This is a genomic window from Streptomyces sp. WAC 06738 (assembly GCF_003945505.1).
Lineage (GTDB): Bacteria > Actinomycetota > Actinomycetes > Streptomycetales > Streptomycetaceae > Streptomyces.
The window spans coordinates 4,292,043-4,310,950 of sequence record NZ_CP029618.1; the positions used below are offsets into that span (position 1 = coordinate 4,292,043).

The window sequence follows — 18,908 nt, forward strand, 5'->3', positions numbered from 1 at the left end:
GGGCCCCGAGCATGGGGGCAGCGGACCCGGAGCGCGAGCGGCAGAGGAGGCGCGGGCATGGAGATCGTCGCGTACGGCGTGCAGGCGGACGAGCGGCCGGTGATCGAGCCCGCCTTCGCGGCGGCGTTCGGCGGCGAGCACACCCTGCGCTGCCTCGACCTGTTCCTCAACCGCGACACCGTGCCCACCGCCGCCGGCTACGAGATCGTCCTCACCGGCGCCAACGACGAGCTGGACGGCACCGCCCTGCACCGCCTCGCCGCCGGCGGCACCCGGTTCCTCGCCCAGCGCTCCACCGGCTACAACAACATCGACCTCGACGCCGCCCGGGACGCCGGCCTGGCCGTGGCCCGCGTCTCGCACTACTCCCCGTACTCCGTCGCGGAGTTCGCCTGGGCCCTGGCGCTGGCCGTCAACCGCCGCCTCGTCCGCGCCGCCACCCGCTCCCGCGAGTTCGACTTCCGCCTCGACGGGCTCATGGGCCGCGACTTCCACGGCCGTACGGCCGGCATCCTCGGCACCGGGAAGATCGGCGAGGTCTTCGCCCGCATCGCGCACGGCTTCGGCATGCGGCTGCTCGGCAGCGACGTCGTGGAGAACCGGAACTGCCTGGCGCTGGGCATGGAGTACGTCGGCACGGACCGGCTGTTCGCCGAGTCCGACCTGATCAGCCTGCACGCGCCGCTGCTGCCGGAGACGCACCACACGGTGGACGCGGCGGCGCTGGCGGCCATGAAGGACGACGCGATCCTCGTCAACTCCAGCCGCGGCGGCCTCGTCGACACCGACGCCCTGATCGAGACGCTGCGCGCCGGGCGTCTGGGCGGCGTGGGCCTGGACGTGTACGAGGAGGAGGCCGGTCTCTTCCACCACGACCGGTCGATGGAGGTGATGCCGGACGACCGGCTGGCCCGCCTGATCACCTTCGGCAACGTCCTGGTCACCTCGCACCAGGCGTACTTCACCGCCGACGCGGTCGGCCAGATCACCGAGGCGACGCTCGGCAACGTACGCGACTGGCTGGCGGGCCGCACGGGCGAGAACTTCCTGCTCCCGCCCGCCGGTTCCGGCTGATCAGACCTTCTCGTACACCGAGACGTGCGACCGGCTCGCCGCGTCGAACGGCCGGCGGTCCCACCCGGAGAACCGCTCCCGCAGCCGCATCCCGGCGAGCCGCGCCATCAGGTCCAGCTCGCTCGGCCAGCAGTAGCGCAGCCGCAGCGGGCGCAGCGCGGTTCCGTTCGCGTCGAACGTCACGCGCTGGTACGTGACCGCCTGCGCGACCGGGTCGTGGACGAGGAACTCCATCTTCACGCTGTCCTCGGTCAGCGCGCGGGTGGCGACGCGCTGGTTGCGGTCGAACTCCTCGAGGTCCTGGACGAAGCACTCGATGACGAACAGCCCGCCGGGCTCCAGGACCGCGGCGACGTTGCGGAAGCAGTCGACCTGGCGATCCTGGTCGGGCAGGTTGAAGAGGGTGTTGAAGACCAGGTACGCGGTGTGGAAGGGGCCGTCCACCGGCACGTCGGCCATGTCGCCGATGGTCACGGGGATGTCGGCGCCGCCGGGCTTCGCGCGCAGTTGCTCGACCATGGCCGTGGAGCCGTCGACGCCCTCGACGGCGACGCCGCGGGCGGCGAGGGGGAGGGCCACGCGGCCGGTGCCGATCGCGAGTTCGAGGGTGCGGGCGCCGGGCGGGACGAGGGCGGCGAGGAAGTCGACGGAGGGGGTGGGATCGTAGGGGTCGCCGTGGTCGTATTCGTGGGCGTAGCGGTCGAAGAACGCGGGATCGTGGAAGACGGTCACGGGGCGGGAGTCAAGCAGGGCGGGCGGGGCCGGGGCGAGCGAATTAATGCGGGGGCGCGGGGGCGTACGGACGGGGGCGCGCGGCTCGTACGGGCGCGGTCCTGCGGGCCGTACGAGCGCGGGCTGCCTGTCGTACGCGCGTGGCCCGCGGTCGTACGCGGGTGCGCCCGCGGGCCGTGCGGCGCACGCGTCGGGGCGGGCGCCCCGCCTTGCGGCCGGACGCCCGCCCCCGTGCCGCTACTTCGTCTCCAGATCCCGCCGCCGGAAGCCCAGCAGGCCCAGCCAGACCAGCCCCACGGCGATCGCCGTGAGCACCAGCAGCGGCGGCCAGGACATGTCCTGTGCCGGGAGCTGCGGGATGTGCCCGAAGGGGGACAGGTCGCTCAGGACGTCCGGGAACTTGAGGATCTCGCCGAGGTAGTCCACGACGAAGCCGTACACCGGGACCACCCAGGCGACCGCCACGGCCCGCGGGAACCAGCCGAAGAGGGCGACCGCCAGGCCGATCGTGACCCACAGGGCCGGGGCGAAGGCCAGGGCCGCGCCGACGAGCTTGAGGAAGAGCCCGCCGTCGCCGGTGGAGGCCGCGCCCGAGGCGCCGAAGCCGATGCCGGCGAGCAGGATCAGCACCGTGCCGCCGGCCGCGCCGACGAGCGTGTGGCTGAGCACCCACCGGTCGCGCGACAGCGCGGTGGACAGCAGCGGCTCGGCGCGGCCCGCGGACTCCTCCGCGCGCGGGCGGAGGGCTGCCATCACGACGTAGATCGAGCAGACGACCGCGAGCACGATCATCACCACCGAGGCGAACGACTCCGCCACGTTGGCGCCGCCGACCTCGGCGAGCTGCTCCTCCAGCTCGTCGACGCCTTCGATCATCTCCTCGGCGTCGCCGAGGATCGATCCGTACATCACGCCGAGCAGCAGCGCGCCCGCGCCGAAGCCGGCGAGCAGGCCGCGGTGCAGCCGGAGCGCGAAGCCGAGCGGGGTGGTGAGCCCCTCCGAGCCGACGGGGCTGCCCAGGCGGGCGGCCCGCAGGCCCGCGCCGACGTCGCGGCGGGTGCTGAGGTAGAAGCCGGCCGCCGCGCAGACCGCGGCCGCGGCGAGCACGAGCAGCAGCGGCCACCAGCGGTTGTCGACGAAGACGTAGGTGCGCTGGACCCAGCCGATCGGCGAGAGCCAGGACACCCAGTCGCTGCCGACGTCGCCCGCGGCGCGCAGCGCGTACGCCGCGCCGATGACGGCCATCGCCATGCCGGACGCCCCGCGCGCGTACGCGGTGACCTGCACGGTGATCGCGGCGACGGCGGCGAAGAAGATGCCGACCGCCGTGTGCGCGAGGCCGTAGAGCAGCGCGCCCTGGCCGTCGACGCCCTCGACGCCCATGCCGGACAGGCCGGCGGCCAGCAGCAGCCCGAGCACCACGTTGGCGACGACGGCGACGCCGAGCGCGGCGGCGAGGTAGGAGTGCCGGCCGACGACGCCGGAGCGCACCAGCTCGGCGCGGTTGGTCTCCTCCTCGGTCCTGGTGTGCCGGGAGATGACGAGCACGCTCATGATGCCGACGAGCACGGCCGTGAAGCCGAGCATCTGGTGGCCGGTCATCGAGCCGATGTTGTAGTCGTCGAGGTAGTGCCGCGGGCCGGTCATGGCCAGGCCGGCGGGGCTGTCCATGGTCTCGGCGATGTCGGCGCGCTTCTTGGCCGTGTCGTACGACGTGTCGAAGCTGCTGACGCTGGAGGCGGTGCCGAGGAAGAGCGCGAGCACCCACACGGGCAGCCGTACGCGATCCCGGCGCAGCGCGAACCGGAAGAGCGTCCCGGCGCCGGCGAGAGCAGCGCCGCCGTCGGCGGCGCGCGGGGGCGCGGCCGGCCGGGACTTCGTGCCCTGGGCGGTGTCGTCGGTGGTGGAGGGGGTGGCAGACATCAGGCCGCTCCCGCCTCCGAGTGGTGGCCGTTGTGCTCCAGCTCGTCGCCGTAGTGTCGGAGCATCAGCTCCTCCAGGGTGGGGGGATGGCTCACCAGGCTGCGGATGCCGAACTCGCCGAGCCGCCGCACGGCGGCGTCGAGGTGCTCGCCGTCGACGGCGAAGTGCACCCGGCTGTCGTCGGTGCGGAGCTGGTGGATGCCGGGGAGTCGGTCGATGCCGGTGGCGGGCCGCTCGGTCTCGGCCTCGATGGTCGTACGGGTCAGGTGGCGCATCTCGCTGAGCGTGCCGGACTGCACGATCTTCCCCAGCCGGATGATGCTCACCCGGTCGGCGAGCTTCTCCACCTGCGCGAGGATGTGGCTGGAGAGCAGGACGGTCTTGCCCTCGGCCTTCGCCTGGGTGATGACGTCCTGGAAGATGACCTCCATGAGCGGGTCGAGGCCCGCGGTGGGCTCGTCGAGCAGGAGCAGCTCGGCGTCGGAGGCGAGGGCGGCGACGATGGCCACCTTCTGCCGGTTCCCCTTGGAGTAGCTCCGGCCCTTCTTGGTCGGGTCGAGGTCGAAGCGCTCGATGAGGTCGTCGCGACGCTGCTTGTCGATGCCGCCGCGGAGCCGCGCGAGCAGGTCGATGGCCTCACCGCCGGTGAGGTTGGGCCACAGCTCGACGTCCCCCGGCACGTAGGCCAGTCGGCGGTGGAGCGTGACGGCGTCGGCCCACGGGTCGCCGCCGAGCACCTGGGCGGTGCCCGTGTCGGCGCGCAGCAGGCCGAGCAGCACGCGGATGGTGGTGGACTTTCCGGCGCCGTTGGGGCCGAGGAAGCCGTGCACCTCGCCCGTCTCCACGTCGAGGTCGAGGCCGTCGAGTGCACGGGTCCGGCCGAATGTCTTGGTCAGGCCGGAGACGGTGATTGCCTTGGTCATAACATGTAAACTACATGAGTATTCACAAATTTGTGAAGTTAAGAAACCGTTAGGGTCGACCCTGACGGGGCCGGACGGGGAGAACGTAGAGAAGTGGCAGATCAGCAGCGTGACGAGCGCGGTGGGCGCGAAGAGCGCGGCGACGGCGCGGAGCGCAGAGCAGGCGCGGGCCGTGACACGGAGGCCGTGGCGAGATACGTGGAACGGGTGGCCGGCGAGCTGACCGAGATGGGCATGCAGCGCATGGCCTCACGGGTCTTCGCGTGCCTCCTGGCGGACGACGCGGGCGCCCTCACCGCCGCGGAGGTGAGCGAGCGGCTGCACGTGAGCCCCGCGGCGGTCTCGGGCGCGGTGCGCTACCTGGCGACGGTCGGCCTCATCACCCGCGAGCGTGAACCGGGCTCGCGGCGCGAGCGGTACCGGATGGAGAGCGACCGCTGGTACCAGATCTTCGCCCAGCGGGAGCACATCATCCGGCGCTTCGAGAAGACCCTGGACTCGGGCGTCGGCATCCTCGGCGCGGACACCCCGGCGGGCCGCCGGATCGAGGAGACGACGGAGTTCTTCGCGTTCCTGCGCGAGGAGAACGGCCGCCTGGAACAGCGCTGGTGGGAGTACGTCAAACGGCGCCAGGAGGCGACGGCGGCGGAGTGACCGCCCCCCTCAGTCGTCCGCGGCGCAGCGCTCCAGAGAAACCCCGGTAGCGGCACCGGCATCCTCCCCCACGGCCAGCCACTCCCCGAACGCGGCGCCACCCCCGAACAGCGTCGCGGCGACGACGAGCCCGGTCACCACCTCGACCCGCCGCCCGCGGGCACCGCGATACCGGACGGGCACCCCCGGCGGCGGATCGAACTCACTCACCCCCCGACCCTCCCCCGCCGCGCGTCCCCCCGCCTCCCCGGCGCAGCAACCGGGTCCACGGGGGATCCCTGGTGCTACGCGCCTCCTGCCCCCGGGTGATACCCGGGCGTGAGCACATGCTGAGGATCGAAACGCTCCTTCGCTCGTCGGACCGTCGGCCAGAGGGGTCCGAAGTGCTCCGCCCAGTCGTCCGCGGTGAGCTCCAGTGCGCTCACGGGATACAGACAGCCGCCGGCGTCCCGGACGCGTTCGTACAGTGCCCGGTTCTCTTCCACCATCCGCTCGATCCGGTCGGCGTCCTGCGGGCCCGACCGGATCAGGTTGAAGGCGAAGACGACCGGCTCGTCGGGGAGACGGACGAGGGGCGTCGCGACGGCGCGCGGGTCGATCGGGTAGAGCATGATCCGGCCGAGGCCACCGAGTTCGCCGGGCGCGAGATCACGGAGCACGCCGCGTGCGACCCGCTCCGCCGCCGAACCGGGCAGGAAGGTCGTCAACCACGGATGGGGGCGCGACCACTCGCCGGTTGAGCGCTGGGCATGCTCGAAGCGGTCGAACAGCTCCAGGTACTCCTCATAGGAGATGTCCTCGACCTCGGAACGGGACCGGTCGTCGCGGAGACCGTCCAGGACGAGGGCGTCGTTCGGCGGCTCGTCCGACGGATGAAAGACGACCATCTCGAGTTGGTACTGCCACCGGTCGCCGCCCGGAAGGATCGCGCCCTGCAGGTGGTCCGCCCGGGTGTCGCGGAGGACGTGCCGCTGGCCGGCGACGAGGCCCTCCAGATCGGGGTACGAGAGGACGTAGCGGCGCGCGCGATCGGGGGCGGGAACCAGCGCGAGGGTGGCGCGGGTGATGATCCCGAACTGCCCGAGCCCGGCGCGGACCGAGTCGAACAGCCCGGAGTTCTCGCTCGGCGAGCACGTCACGACCTTTCCCTCGCCGGTCACGGCCTCCAGCTCCAGCACGTGGTCGGTTTGCATGCCGTGCTCGTTCGTCGTCCCGCCGATCCCGCCGACCGAGAGGGTCCCCCCGACGGTGAGATCGAGGTAGTTCGTGAGCACCGGCGGAGTGCGGCGCGCGGGCAACGTCCGGGCGAGGACGGCCCTCCACGTCGCCCCGGCGTCGACCACGACGCGGTCCCGGCCGACGTGCCCGATGCCGTCGTGGCCGCTCATGTCCACGACGATCCCCCCGTCCACCTGCGAGCGGCCGTAAACGGAATGGCCTCGGCCGCGGGCGGCGAGCTGCTTTCCGCTGGCCGACGCCCACCGGATCATGGCCGCGATGTCCTCGACCGACCCCGGGCGCAGGACGGCCAGCGGCATCCGGTGGACCAGGTGACCGAAGTCGGCGGCGGCCGGGGCCCGGGCGGAGGACGCCGTGAGCAGGTCCCCGTCCAGCGGCGGCATTCCTGCCGCGGGGAAGGCGGAGTCGTCCGGCATGGTGGTTCCGTTCCTCCGCGATCGGCTGCCCTGGCTCCTCACCGTAGAGGGCGGCCTTGCCGCGGCCCCTCCCGGAACCCGGGGAGCATCGCGCGAGCTGCCCTGATTGAGCCGTTCGCGTCCGGGGTGACCGGAAACGCCTCGCCGCGCTCCGTCAGGGGATCGGGGCCGTGATGAGGCGCCAGGCGTTGGGGTGGGCGGTCCACGTGCGCTGGTTCACCGGGGGGCTGAGGAGGGCGTCGGCGCGGTAGCGGAAGTCGCTGCCCCAGACTCGTACGCTGCGGGCCTCCGCGTGCAGCGGGTCGCCCAGGCCGCGGGGGCGGATCACCACCTGGGCCAGGCCGCTCGTCGGGTCCGTGACCACCCGCACCTGCGCCGCCCGGCCGTCCAGGTCCGCCAGCAGTACGCCGTCCGCCTCCACGCGGAGGCGGAAGTCCGCGTCCGGGGGCGTCGTCTCCGCCGGGTCGCCGCCGGCCGCGGCCGGCGTCTCCTCCGGCGTCGGCGGCCAGCCCTCCGCGCCGCCCGACTCCCAGCCGCCCGTCGCGTCCTCCGCGCCCCACTCCGTCACCACCGGCGGCGTACCCGCCTCGCGGCCGGTTCCGTTCCGCTGGCCCACCGCACGGGCCGCCAGCGCCCGCAGGCCCGCCGCCGGAGTCCACCGGCGGCCCACCGCGCTCGCTCCCGAGCCCACCCGCTGCGTCAGGGCCGCCAGGCCGCCGGGCGCAGGGGCGGCCGGGGTGGTCGCCTGTGCACCGGTCTGTGCGCTCGCGGCTTCCGGGGTCCTCCTGGCACCCTCCTCCGGCGTGCCCGCCCCCGCCGCCGGCAGGCGCAGCGCGTCCAGCACCACCCCGCCCCCGTCGTCCACCAGCAGTCCCAGCCGGCGCTCCTCGCCGTCCAGCACCGTCCGGGCCGCGGCCACCGTGCCCGTGGGGACGCCCAGCGTCGCCGCCAGCGTTCTCGCCGTGCCCACCGGGACCAGCGCCAGCGGCGTGTCCGCCAGCGTCTCCTGGCGGCGCAGCTCGCTCACCACCCGCAGGAACGCCCGGTCGTCACCGATGACCACCGGCCGGCGGGCCCCCCGGCGGGCCAGGGCGCGCGCCAGTTCCGGCGCGGTCTCCGGCAGGCAGATCTTCGTGGCCGCCGCCGCGGAGAGCACGTCCCTCGCGATCCGTACGGCTTCCCCGTCCGCCCGCCGTGCAGCGGGGTCGATGAGCACGAGCAGTGAGCGCCCGGTGGGGTCTGGAGCCGACACCACGGTCCTTCCTCAGGTAATCTCTCGGTGCAAGAGCCCCTGTCGCACTTGTGCCAGGGGCTTCGTCTATCCGGGGCCCGGTCCGATCCCCGGTGCACGGCGCACCGCACGTTGGACATGCCCCGCCCGGAAGGGGTGTACGCCTGTGCCCGCACTTGTGCTGCTCGGTGCTCAGTGGGGTGACGAAGGCAAGGGGAAGGCCACCGATCTGCTCGGCGGCTCGGTGGACTACGTGGTGCGCTTCCAGGGCGGGAACAACGCCGGGCACACGGTGGTGGTCGGCGATCAGAAGTACGCGCTGCACCTGCTGCCGTCGGGCATCCTGTCGCCGAGCTGCACGCCGGTGATCGGCAACGGCGTGGTCGTCGATCCCGAGGTGCTGCTCGGCGAGCTGAGCGCGCTCCAGCAGCGCGGCGTGGACACGTCCAAGCTGCTCCTCAGCGGCAACGCGCACCTCATCACCGCGTACCACACCGATCTCGACAAGGTGACGGAACGGTTCCTCGGCAAGCGGAAGATCGGCACCACGGGCCGCGGCATCGGCCCGGCCTACGCCGACAAGATCAACCGCGTCGGGATCCGGGTGCAGGACCTCTTCGACGAGTCGATCCTGCGGCAGAAGGTCGACGCGGCGCTGGACCAGAAGAACCAGATCCTCGCCAAGCTCTACAACCGCCGCGCCATCCGCCCCGACGCCGTCGTCGAGCAGCTCCTCGGCTACGCGGAGCAGGTGCGCCCGTACGTCGCCGACACCACCCTCGTGCTCAACGAGGCCATCGACGACGGGAAGGTCGTCCTCTTCGAGGGCGGGCAGGGCACGCTCCTCGACGTCGACCACGGCACGTACCCCTTCGTCACCTCGTCCAACCCGACCGCGGGGGGCGCCTGTACGGGAACCGGCGTCGGCCCCACTCGGATCAGCCGGGTCATCGGCATCCTCAAGGCGTACACAACGCGCGTCGGTGCCGGACCGTTCCCGACCGAACTCCTCGACGAGGACGGCGACCGGCTGCGCACCATCGGCGGCGAGCGCGGCGTGACCACCGGCCGGGACCGGCGCTGCGGCTGGTTCGACGCGGTGATCGCCCGCTACGCGACCCGCGTGAACGGCCTGACGGACTTCTTCCTCACCAAGCTCGACGTGCTCACCGGCTGGGAGCGCATCCCCGTCTGCGTCGCGTACGACATCGACGGCCGCCGGGTCACGGAACTGCCGTACAGCCAGACCGACTTCCACCACGCCACGCCCGTGTACGAGATGCTGCCCGGCTGGTCCGAGGACATCTCGAAGGCCACGTCCTTCGAGGAACTGCCGAAGAACGCGCAGGGCTACGTCAAGGCGCTGGAGGAGATGTCCGGCGCGCCCGTGTCGGCGATCGGCGTCGGCCCCGGGCGGGACGAGACGATCCAGATCAACTCGTTCCTCTGAGCCTGCCCCTAAGTCAGTCAGCCGTCAGACCGTTCCCTTGAGGCGCTGGTCCTGCAGCGTCGTCAGTTGCTGCACGGCAAGCAGCGCCATGATGCTCGTCACGATCAGCACGAACGAGAACAGCAGGTCGAGCAGCACGATCTGGATCGCCGAGTCGATCGAGCTGCCGACCTCCCAGTCCTCCGCCGTGACCAGGGCGAGCACCATGGTGGCGACCCAGGTGGCCCACCAGAAGTTCAGGACGCCCTTCCCGTACGTCACGGGCCGCGGCCCGTAGCCGGCGGGCGGGCGCGCGTGGTGCGGGAAGGGGCTGGATATCCGGAAGATGTCGTTCGCGATCTGCAGGGGAAACCAGAACTGGGCGACCGGGATGAACCAGGAGCCGACGGCCAGCCCGGTGGAGTAGCGCACCTGACCGGGGGCGAACGCCTCCGAGTTCGTCCGCAGCCGGTAGAACCAGACCGACCACAGCACGGCGCACACCGTGAAGAGGAGCACGTTGCCGGCGGTGAAGTTCTCCATCCGGTCGAGGTCCTCGGCCATGTACCAGGTGTCGGCGCCGTCCTCGCCCAGCAGCACCAGGAGGTTGATCTCCTGGATGACCTGGAGGCAGACGAACGCCGCGTAGATGCCCAGCAGCACTTGGAGCGCGGTGGCGACCGGCCGCACCGCGCGCGGCCGGAGCGGCAGCGGCGGGTGCGGGGTCTGCCAGCCGGTCTGGCCGTAGGGCGGCGGCGGGGTGCGGTAGGGCGGCGGGTGCGCGGTGGGCGCGGTGCCGTACGCGGCGGGGCGGTGCTGCTGGGCGTGGGCCGGGGCGCCGTACGGCTGGTGGTGCTGGGGCTGCATGCCGGTGTGACCGTACGGGCCGGGGCCGGGGCCGGGGCCGGCGCCGGTGAGCGGCGGCCCGTACGCGGGCGCCGCCCCGGCCGTCCCCGTCATCCCGCCCGCCGCCTGCGGCGTCTCCGCGTCCAGCAGCTCCACCGCCCGCCGTGCCAGCAGCTCCAGCAGCGTCCCCGGCAGCCACGGCTTGAGCTGCGCCGCCTCCTCCGTCAGCGCCACCAGCTCCGCGACCTGCGGCCGTGCGTCCGGCTCCTTGGCGAGACAGCGCTCGATCAGCGTGCGCAACTCGCCCTCGATGCCCGACAGTTCCGGCTCCTCCGCGGCGATCCGGAACATCAGCGCGTGCGCGCCGCTGTCCTCCGTACCGAACGGCATCCGCCCGGTCGCCGCGAACGCCAGCACCGTACCCAGGCAGAACACGTCGCTCGCCGCCGTGACCCGCTCGCCGCGCACCTGCTCGGGCGACATGAAGCCGGGCGAGCCGATGACCGCGCCGGTGCGGGTGAGCCCGTCCCCCGCGGCGGTGACCGAGTCCAGCGCGCGGGCGATGCCGAAGTCGATGACGCGCGGCCCGTCGATGGTGACGAGGATGTTGGACGGCTTGAGGTCGCGGTGGACGAGCCCGGCGGCGTGGATCGCCTGCAACGCGCGCGCCAGCCCGCCCGCGAGCGCGCGCACGGAGGCGTCGGGCAGCGGGCCGTGGTCCTTGGCGACGACCTCGTGCAGCGAGGGTCCCGCGACGTACCCGGTGGCCACCCAGGGGGTCGCGGCGTGCGTGTCGGCGTCGAGCACGGGCGCGGTCCACTCGCCGCCGACCCGGCGCGCGGCGGTGATCTCCTGCGTGAAGCGCCGACGGAACTCCGGCTCGCGCGCCAGCTCGGCCTTGACCAGCTTCACCGCGGCGGTCCTGCCGCGCTCGGAGCGGGCGAGGTAGACGCGTCCCATGCCGCCCTCGCCGAGCCGTCCCAGCAGTTGGTACGAGCCGACGCGGCGTGGATCGTCCGGTCCGAGGCTGTCCATGCTGCCCCCTTCCCCCCTCGTCGGGGGAGCCTATTGTGTCGGGTCGGCAGGCGAGCCGTCCGCCCTTGTGTAGTGCCGGGTGCGCTGCTCGCCGCCGAGGAACTGGCGGTCCAGCACAGAGCCGTCGGCGGTCGCCTGCATCGCGGACGGGAAGCCGGGCACGCAGGGGCCGCCGAGCTTGCCGGTGCGCGAGTCGTCGCCGAGGCCGTCGGGGGTCTCGCCGGTGCCGGTGCCGTCCGGGTCGTCGGGATTGTCCGGTCCCGTGACGGAGGTGATCTCGGAGGGGCCGAGCAGCACGCGGTCGTCGCGCTGGTCGACGCCGACGAAGTCGGCCTTCGCCCGGCAGGTGTCGCCGTCGCCGGTACGGGTCGTGAAGTGCACGGCGATCTGCCCCGGGGCGGCCTGCACGACCTTCATCACCTGGGTGCCGGACCCGGCGGGCCGCTGCCAGTTCCCCAGCAGCTCGCGCGGCATGCGGCGGTCGCGGGGCTCGACCTTGGTCAGCTCGGCGGTACGGCCGTTGTCGGCGCGCCAGAGCAGCGTGCCGTCCTCGTACGTGAGCATGTGCCCGCCGACGGCCGTGCACTCGCCCGCGGGCGCGGCCTCGACGACCTCGGTGTCGAGGTGCAGCCCCTTGTCGGTGGAGGTCAGCTCGCCCTCGCTGGTGCACTGCGACTCGCCGCTGAGCACGATGCTGGTGGCGACGACCTCGCCCTTCTCGCCGGGGCGGATCGTGAACTGGCGGTAGGTGCCGGTGGGTTCGCCGCCGTTGAGCTGGGTGCCGAGCCAGGTGCCGACGTACTCGTCGGGGACGTCGGAGCCGCGGGCGGCGGGGGCGCCGCCGTCGCGCTGGGTGGCGAGGGCGACGGGCACGGCGACGCCGGCGGCGACGAGGAGGGCGAGCGCGGCGAGCAGCCGGGCGCGGGTGCGCCGGCGGCGGGGCGGGGCGTCATTGCCGGGGCCGGGTGCGGTGGTGTCGGCGGCGGGGTGGGCCGCGGAGCCGTAGGCGGCGGGGGTCTCGTACGGGCGGGTGGGGCCGGGGCGGGAGTTCTCCCCGTCCCCGCCCCTTCCCGAAACCCGGGGCTCCGCCCCGGGACCCCGGTCCGCAGCCTGCGGCCGCGCGCCGCCGGCGCCGCCCGCGGAGCGCTGGACGGTGACGTCCTCGGAGCCCGCGGCCCGGGGCCACGCCCCGCCCCCGACCGCGCCTCCGGCGCGTGTCGCGTGCGCACCCGCCTCGTCCGCCGCACCGGACGCGGGGCTCGCGCCCGGCCCGTACGCCGTCGCGGCGCCCGTCGCATGGCTGCCGGCTCCTCCCGCCGTCCCCGCACCGGGGACTCGGCGCCGCGCGCCGGAGTCCCGGTTCTCCGCCGGGCCTCCGGCGGCGTGGCCTGATTCGCTCGTGCCCCTGCCCAGACGCTCCGCGCCGGGTCCGGGGTAGGCCGGGGCCCCGGCTCCGCCGGCCGTCCCGGCACCGGGGACCGGGCGCTGCGCGCCGGAGTCCGGGTCCGTCGCCGGGCCGTCCGTGCCCGCGCCTCGGTGCTCCGCGCCGGGTGCGTGGCCGCCGGCCGGGCCGTGGGGGATTCCGGTGCCTGTTGCGTAGCCGCCGGCTCCGTCCGCCGCAGGACCGTGGGACCACTCGGCCCCCGTGGAGCCGCCGCCCACGCCGTTCTGTGCCTCGCCACCCCCGACCCGGCGCTCCGCGCCGGGGTCTCCGGGCGCGCCGGCCCCCGCGGGGGTTCCGTGGGCGCCCACTTCGCCCGCCCCGGTGCCCGCCGCCAGGCGGCTCTGGGCCGGCGGGGTCGGGTCCGCCGGGGGGACCGTGCGGAGCGGGCTCGTGTCGCGGTCACCGGCCGGGGGCGTGTCCGTGTCCAGGAGGCGTGCGGCCTGGCGGCCCAGGTCGGCCGTGAGCGCGGCCGGGAGCCACGCCGCCTCCGGGTCCGGCGGGCCCGTCAGCCCGGCGATCGCCTCCGTGCCGTGCCGGTTCCCCGGAAGCTTGGCCAGGCAGCCGGATATGAGGCCGTGCAGCGCCGGGTCCGTCACTCCCGCCAGGTCCGGGTCCTCCTGGACGACGCGGAACATCACCGCGTGCATCCCGGACGAACTCGACCCGAACGGCGCCCGCCCCGTCGCCGCGTACGCCAGCAGCCCGCCCAGGCAGAAGACGTCGCTCGCCGCCGACACGTCCTGCCCGATGATCTGCTCCGGGGACATGAAGCTCGGCGAGCCGACGACGATGCCGGTGCGCGTGACCGTGCCGTCGGAGAGCGAGTCCAGCGCGCGGGCGATGCCGAAGTCGATGACGCGCGGGCCCTCGATGGTGACCAGCACGTTGGACGGCTTGAGGTCGCGGTGCACCAGCCCGGCCGCGTGGACGTCGCGGAGCGCGGAGGCCAGCCCGTACGCGAGGGTGAAGAGCGACTCCGGCGGCAGCGGCCCGTACCGCTCGACGACCTCCTGGAGCGTCGGCCCGGCGACGTACCCCGTGGCGACCCACGGCACCGGCGCCTCGGTGTCGGCGTCGAGCACCGGCGCCGTCCACTTGCCGCCGACGCGCGCCGCGGCGCGCACCTCCGTACGGAAGCGGGCGCGGAACTCCTCCTCGGCGGCCAGCTCCGGCTTGACCAGCTTGACGGCCACCGTTCTGCCGCCGGCGGTCCGGCCGAGGTAGACCCGGCCCATGCCGCCGGCGCCGAGCCTGCCGAGCAGCCGGTACGCCCCGATCTGTCGCGGATCCTGCGGCGCCAGCGGTTCCACGCTCTCCATTCCCCTACCCCCGTGGTCTACCCGGAGAGCGTAGGCGGTGACCGGGGGTGGGGATGAGGGGGGCCGGGATTGTCGTTGCGGTGCTGTCACACCATCGTCGTGGGGCGGTGATCTCCGCCCGCGGTGGATCAGCGGCGGTCACGGGCCTTGCGGGGCCTCCGCGCCGCGGGGCTCCGGGCCAGGTCAGCGGCCTTTTGCCCGCCGGGGCCGCGGCCCGGCTGCCGACCCGTGCCGTGGCCGGGGTTCCGGTCCGCCTCCCGGTCCGCCGCACCTCCTCTTCCGCCGATGCCTTCTCCCGCCTCCCCGGCCTCCTTCGCCCCCTTCGCCTCCGCCGCCTCTTCCGCCGCCTCGGCGTCTTCCGCGTCCTCCGCCCGCAGCGCCTCCAGCGCGGCCGACAGCCGCCGCAGCGCCGCCAGCGTCTCGCCGAACCGTGCCTCGCCGCCCAGCCGGTGCGCGAGCCGGCCGGCGAACTCCGCGTGCCCCGGCCCCAGCCGCGCCAGCGCCCGGCGCCCCGCGGGGGTGGGGCGGAGCAGCTTGGCGCGGCGGTGTGCGGGGTTCGGTTCGTACGCCGCGAGCCCGCCCGCCACCAGCACGTCCGCGATCCGCTGCACGCTCTGCCTGGCCATGCCCAGACCGCGCGCGACCCCGGCGACGGACAGCGGTTCGCGGCGGACCGCGTACAGCACCTGCCAGCGCGCCGCCGTCAGCCCCGCGGGCGCGGCCAACCGGTCGCCGCGCGCGAGGAACTGGCCGCCGAGCCGGAACGACGCCGCCGCGGCGGCGTCCAGGAGCGCGGCCGCACCGACGGCGGGCACGCCGTCCCCGTCCGACCCGCCGTCGCCGGTGCTCTCGCGCATGGTCCGCCGCCCTCCGCTCTCCGTCGCTTTTCGGCCGGTTACGCGCAGACGGCCAGGTAAACGGTTCTGCAGGCCCGGCGCCCGCCTTCCGGCACGACAGCATGCTGTCAAAACGACAGCATGCTGTCGATCACCGCCACGCGGTGCGCTTATCGTGTGGGGGCATCCCCCATCAGGAAGGCCCACCGCATGACCCCCGCAGGCGCCGTGGTCCGGCGCGACACGCTGCGTGCACAGATCGCCGACGCCCTGCGCGACGAGATCCTGGCCGGCCGGCTCGCGGCCGGGCAGAACATCACGGTCGGCGAGATAGCGGAGCAGTACGGGGTCTCCGCAACCCCCGTACGCGAAGCCCTGGTCGACCTCTCCGCCCAGGGTCTCCTCGACGTCGAGCAGCACCGCGGCTACCGCGTGCACGCCTTCACCCTCGACGACTTCCGCGCCATGGCCGACGCCCGCACCGTCGTCCAGATGGGCGTCTTCCGTGCCACCCCTCCGCACATCGTCGACCCGCCGCCGGGCGCGCTCGTCGCGATGCGCCGCCGCGGCGAGGAGGCGGAACGGGCCGCGAAGGCCGGGGACCTCGACGTGCTCGTCCACTACGACCTGCGCTTCTGGCGCGAGATCACCAGCCTGATCGGCAACGCCTACATCAGCGAGTTCCTGGAGCGGGTGCGCATCCACTGCTGGGTGTTCGCCGTGCCGTATCTGCGCGCGGCGAGCGAGGACTGCGTGCCCGGCACGTTCTGGCAGGGGCACATGCAACTCGTGGAGGCGATAGAGCGGCGTGACGTGGCCGCCGCCGAGGAGGTCGTACGGACGTACAACCGGCACTCGCTCGAGCTGATCGAACGCCTCGCGGGCGGCTGAAGGTCCGGCCCCGGGGCCGGGTGGCCGAGACCCGGCGGAGGCGGGGCGCGCTACCCGGCCGGGGGGTGCTGCGCGGCCGCCGTCAGCGGCTACGCTGAGCCGAACCGCGCAGTTAAGGAGCGTACCGCTTGGCCTGCGACCTCTGGCTGGTGCCCCTCGTCGACGTCCTGTGCCACAGCCCCGACAACCCCTTCGCCGAGGAGATCGCCGCCTACGACGCGGCGCTGGCGCAGGCGGGGCTGCCGCCGGTGCCCGTGCAGAGCTACATGCCGGGCCTCTCCGGGGACGTCGCCCCGGTCGCCGGCTTCGACTACGACGCGCTGCACTTCCTGCGCCGCGCGTACCTGCTGCAGTTGTGCGGCCTCGAAGTCACGCCGGTCGGCGAGCTGGGCGGGGACTACGAGCAGTTGCTGGAGATGTTCGAGTCCACGGCGCAGCAGTCGCACCTGGTCTGGCACTACGACCACGCGGGGGCGTACGTCCCCGTCGACTTCCCGCATCCGCTGGTGACGGAGGAACTGCTGGCCGGCGGCGGGCCGCTGGGCTCGGCGCAGGGGCTCGTACGCGAACTCATGGCCGTCGCCCCGGCGATCGGCATCGACCCGGACAACCCGCCCCCGGCCCCGGCACCGCCGCCGGGGCCGACCGAGCTGTCGGAGCCGGCGGCGACGGCGCCGGCGGACGGCGGGGAGTTCGCGCAGGAGCGGCACGTGTGGCTGGGACTGCACGCGGCGGCGACGCGGAGCCTGGCGCAGGGGTCGATGATCGTCTTCAGTTGACGGCCGGGTCGGCGGCTTCGGGGGTACGGGCCGGGTCGGCGGTGAAGTCCGTGCCGTTGCCCGGCACGCCGACGCCGCGCCAGGTGAACGGCAGGCCCGTGGCCCGCCGCGGATCGGGGCCGTCCATGAGCTGGAAGTGCAGGTGCGGCTCGCTGGAGTTGCCGGAGTTGCCGCACTCGGCGAGCTGCTGCCCGGCCCGTACGGCATCGCCTTCGCGGACGGTCGCCGAGCCGCGCCGCAGATGCGCGAAGAGGGCGTACGAACCGTCCTCCAGCTCCAGCACGACGTGGTTGCCGACGATCGCGCCGATGCCGGCACCGGCGGCGACCGAGCGGACCATCTGCTCGACGACCATCAGGTACGCCAGTCCGAGGACGGTGTTGCGGGCGCGGTGGTCGCGGTGCGCGGAGCCGGCGACGGTGACGACGCGGCCTGCGGCGGGAGCGAGGACGGGGGCGCCGAAGGCGGGGAAGTCCCGGTTGGCGGGGAACGGCGGCCACCAGCGGAGCGCGGGGGCGGACGCGGCTGCCGGGGTGCCGCCGTCCGCGGGGGCGTTCCCGGGGGCGCGGATGATGTCGATGGCGTACGTCTGGGCGAGGAAGTGGGTGCCGTGGCTGGGCACCTTGTCCGCGGGGCTGTTGAACGCGCGCCAGCGCCCGGCGACGGGGGAGTGGAGGAGGACGGCGCCGGGGAGCGCCCCGTCGGCGCCGGGTGCGTCCTGGGCGCCGCGCCGCCGCAGGGCCCGTACGGCACCGAGGGCCAGCCGCACGGCGATCTCCGCCATGGCGGTGCCCCAGACGGCGACGGCGACCCACAGGGCCACGCGCCCGGCGCCGCCCGTCTCGACCCCGGCCAGCGCCGTGCCCACCAGCGCGACGGTGGCCACCACCTGCGCGCAGCGCACCACCCCGACGACCCGTGCCCACCTCACGCGTAACCCCCGCTCGTCCTTTGCCGCCTGCCCCTTACCACTGTGCCCTACGGGCGGGGGGTGCCGATTGGCGCCGTGGGCCCGGGGTGAGGAAGCGCGGCGGTGCGGCGGTCCGTTCGGCTAACGGCCCGGGGGTTCCGGGGGGCGTTGGCGCGGCATGGTGGGGCGTAGGCCGGCCGGGGGAGGGGGGCGCGGGCCTGGGGCTGGGTCTCGGGGCAGCGGGCCCACGCCAGCGACTGCGTCGCGAGCGCCGCCCTGCCGCCGCCGAACGCCACCATCCAGTCCGCCGTCTCGGCCCGTACCAGCTCCGTCACGTCCTCCGTGAAGCGCCGCAGCACCACCAGGCACCGCTCCGCCGCCTCGCTCGCCGTGCCCTCCGTCGGGCCCAGCACCTCCCGCACCGACTCCGACGCCCAGTCGAACTGCAGCGCCTCCAGCCGCCGCTGCACCGCCTGCGCCGTGGCCACGTCGCGCATCCAGCCCGCCGTCACCCCGAAGAAGCGGTCCGCCGCCAGGCACGCCAGCGCCGCGAAGAGCGCCACGAACGCCCAGCCGGCGAACCGGTCCGGCACCGTCTCCGTCAGGTCCAGCACCGGCAGCGCCGCGCCCGCCGCCGCGCAGACCGCCGCCGAGGCCCGCAGCGCCCGCGCCGCGCGGCGCTTGACGCGGCGGGCGGCCAGGTACGACTCGGCGGTGTGCAGCGCGCCCTCCTCCGCCCACAGGTACAGCTCGTCCAGCCGCTTGGCCGGGTCGCCCCAGTCGCCGAGCGGGAACGGCCGGGCCAGCAGTTCACCGGGCCGCGCCGCGGTGCCGGGGCCGGGGCCGCCCCCGGCACGGTCCGCGCCGCGGCCCCCGCGCCCCGCCCGGCTCCTGCGGCCGAAGAGGCCGCGCCCGCCGCGGCCTTCGCGGGTGGCGCCGGTCGCGGTGCCGGTCGTCCGGGTCTCCTCCGAGTGGTTCATGACGGGTCTCCCTGCTCGTCGCTCGAACTCGTCTGCTTCTGCCGGTTTCCGGCTTGACCTCTGGGTTCTGTGGGCTCTGTGTGACGGACGTGACGTGTGATGACTGGGCAATCGGATGGTGCGCCCGCGGCGGCCTTCCTACCGCCGAACGAGGGGACACGAGCCGAAAATGGCGTTATTTACCCTCGTAAGGAGTGGTTGACCGGGTATGGGGGCGAAAGCGCCGTCACCCGGACCGGTGGCCCGG

14 protein-coding genes and 2 pseudogenes are annotated in these 18,908 nt (G+C 74.3%); 5 read left to right on the forward strand and 11 right to left on the reverse strand.

The genetic code is table 11. The features are described from left to right. Nucleotides 1–57 precede the first annotated feature (57 nt). Nucleotides 58–1,074, forward strand: coding sequence for a 2-hydroxyacid dehydrogenase (locus DMB38_RS18635; protein WP_125936142.1), 1,017 nt, complete (start codon nt 58–60; stop codon nt 1,072–1,074). Here the strand turns inward: DMB38_RS18635 and DMB38_RS18640 are convergent, their stop codons facing one another. From DMB38_RS18640 to DMB38_RS18650, 3 genes are all read right to left on the reverse strand, one after another. Beyond that, nucleotides 1,075–1,806, reverse strand: a complete 732-nt coding sequence (locus DMB38_RS18640; RefSeq protein ID WP_125936143.1) for a class I SAM-dependent methyltransferase — start codon at nt 1,804–1,806, stop codon at nt 1,075–1,077. A gap of 237 nt (nt 1,807–2,043) precedes the next feature. Beyond that, nucleotides 2,044–3,729, reverse strand: a complete 1,686-nt coding sequence (locus DMB38_RS18645; protein ID WP_125936144.1) for an ABC transporter permease — start codon at nt 3,727–3,729, stop codon at nt 2,044–2,046. Next, the gene (locus DMB38_RS18650) at nt 3,729–4,652 is read right to left on the reverse strand and encodes an ABC transporter ATP-binding protein (protein WP_125936145.1); all 924 of its coding nucleotides are present in this window, start codon (nt 4,650–4,652) and stop codon (nt 3,729–3,731) included. Before DMB38_RS18650 ends, DMB38_RS18645 begins: the two co-directional genes overlap by 1 nt. Before the next feature lie 93 nt (nt 4,653–4,745). Between DMB38_RS18650 and DMB38_RS18655 the strand changes: the two genes are divergently transcribed. Continuing rightward, entirely contained in the window at nt 4,746–5,306 is a 561-nt protein-coding gene (locus tag DMB38_RS18655) for a helix-turn-helix domain-containing protein (protein WP_125936146.1), read from the forward strand. A 9-nt stretch (nt 5,307–5,315) separates the two neighbouring features. Here the strand turns inward: DMB38_RS18655 and DMB38_RS18660 are convergent, their stop codons facing one another. The 3 genes from DMB38_RS18660 to DMB38_RS18670 form a co-directional block, all read right to left on the reverse strand. Beyond that, nucleotides 5,316–5,516: a hypothetical protein gene (locus tag DMB38_RS18660; RefSeq protein WP_101423106.1), complete on the reverse strand. Its 201-nt coding sequence runs from the start codon at nt 5,514–5,516 to the stop codon at nt 5,316–5,318. A gap of 74 nt (nt 5,517–5,590) precedes the next feature. Beyond that, a complete protein-coding gene (locus DMB38_RS18665) occupies nt 5,591–6,961 on the reverse strand; it encodes an FAD-binding protein (RefSeq protein ID WP_206337709.1) in 1,371 nt (456 codons plus the stop codon). A gap of 154 nt (nt 6,962–7,115) precedes the next feature. After that, nucleotides 7,116–8,213, reverse strand: coding sequence for a diacylglycerol kinase family protein (locus DMB38_RS18670; RefSeq protein ID WP_125936147.1), 1,098 nt, complete (start codon nt 8,211–8,213; stop codon nt 7,116–7,118). 145 nt (nt 8,214–8,358) lie between these two features. Here DMB38_RS18670 and DMB38_RS18675 point away from each other — a divergent pair, with 145 nt between their 5' ends. Next, nucleotides 8,359–9,642 carry an adenylosuccinate synthase gene (locus DMB38_RS18675; protein WP_125936148.1) on the forward strand — a complete coding sequence of 428 codons (1,284 nt, stop codon included), beginning with the start codon at nt 8,359–8,361 and terminating at the stop codon, nt 9,640–9,642. 24 nt (nt 9,643–9,666) lie between these two features. On the opposite strand, the gene DMB38_RS18680 is transcribed toward DMB38_RS18675, so the two are convergent. The 3 genes and pseudogenes from DMB38_RS18680 to DMB38_RS18690 form a co-directional block, all read right to left on the reverse strand. Then, on the reverse strand, nt 9,667–11,502 hold the full coding sequence (locus DMB38_RS18680) for a DUF4328 domain-containing protein (protein WP_125936149.1): 1,836 nt from the start codon (nt 11,500–11,502) through the stop codon (nt 9,667–9,669). 30 nt (nt 11,503–11,532) lie between these two features. Further along, nucleotides 11,533–14,265, reverse strand: coding sequence for a serine/threonine-protein kinase (locus DMB38_RS36955; RefSeq protein WP_240662363.1), 2,733 nt, complete (start codon nt 14,263–14,265; stop codon nt 11,533–11,535). A gap of 326 nt (nt 14,266–14,591) precedes the next feature. Further along, nucleotides 14,592–15,122 (reverse strand): annotated as a pseudogene (locus DMB38_RS18690) (MarR family winged helix-turn-helix transcriptional regulator); the annotation flags it as partial. A 189-nt stretch (nt 15,123–15,311) separates the two neighbouring features. Between DMB38_RS18690 and DMB38_RS18695 the strand changes: the two are divergent. Further along, nucleotides 15,312–15,992 carry a GntR family transcriptional regulator gene (locus DMB38_RS18695; protein WP_125936150.1) on the forward strand — a complete coding sequence of 227 codons (681 nt, stop codon included), beginning with the start codon at nt 15,312–15,314 and terminating at the stop codon, nt 15,990–15,992. Between the two features lie 128 nt (nt 15,993–16,120). Beyond that, nucleotides 16,121–16,771 (forward strand): hypothetical protein, encoded by a 651-nt coding sequence (locus DMB38_RS18700; RefSeq protein WP_047017051.1) that lies wholly within the window; start codon nt 16,121–16,123, stop codon nt 16,769–16,771. Here the strand turns inward: DMB38_RS18700 and DMB38_RS18705 are convergent. Beyond that, nucleotides 16,764–17,702, reverse strand: a complete 939-nt coding sequence (locus tag DMB38_RS18705; protein ID WP_125936151.1) for a M23 family metallopeptidase — start codon at nt 17,700–17,702, stop codon at nt 16,764–16,766. The genes DMB38_RS18700 and DMB38_RS18705 overlap by 8 nt on opposite strands. Before the next feature lie 120 nt (nt 17,703–17,822). Beyond that, a pseudogene (locus DMB38_RS18710) lies at nt 17,823–18,661 on the reverse strand (SLATT domain-containing protein). Nucleotides 18,662–18,908: the final 247 nt, after the last annotated feature.

Bases quoted from the DNA above. Each gene is read 5' to 3' on its own strand.
- DMB38_RS18635 (WP_125936142.1), top strand. From the start codon at position 58: ATGGAGATCGTCGCGTACGGCGTGCAGGCGGACGAGCGGCCGGTGATC.
- DMB38_RS18645 (WP_125936144.1), bottom strand. From the start codon at position 3,729: ATGTCTGCCACCCCCTCCACCACCGACGACACCGCCCAGGGCACGAAG.
- DMB38_RS18650 (WP_125936145.1), bottom strand. From the start codon at position 4,652: ATGACCAAGGCAATCACCGTCTCCGGCCTGACCAAGACATTCGGCCGG.
- DMB38_RS18665 (WP_206337709.1), bottom strand. From the start codon at position 6,961: ATGCCGGACGACTCCGCCTTCCCCGCGGCAGGAATGCCGCCGCTGGAC.
- DMB38_RS18680 (WP_125936149.1), bottom strand. From the start codon at position 11,502: ATGGACAGCCTCGGACCGGACGATCCACGCCGCGTCGGCTCGTACCAA.
- DMB38_RS36955 (WP_240662363.1), bottom strand. From the start codon at position 14,265: ATGGAGAGCGTGGAACCGCTGGCGCCGCAGGATCCGCGACAGATCGGG.
- DMB38_RS18695 (WP_125936150.1), top strand. From the start codon at position 15,312: ATGACCCCCGCAGGCGCCGTGGTCCGGCGCGACACGCTGCGTGCACAG.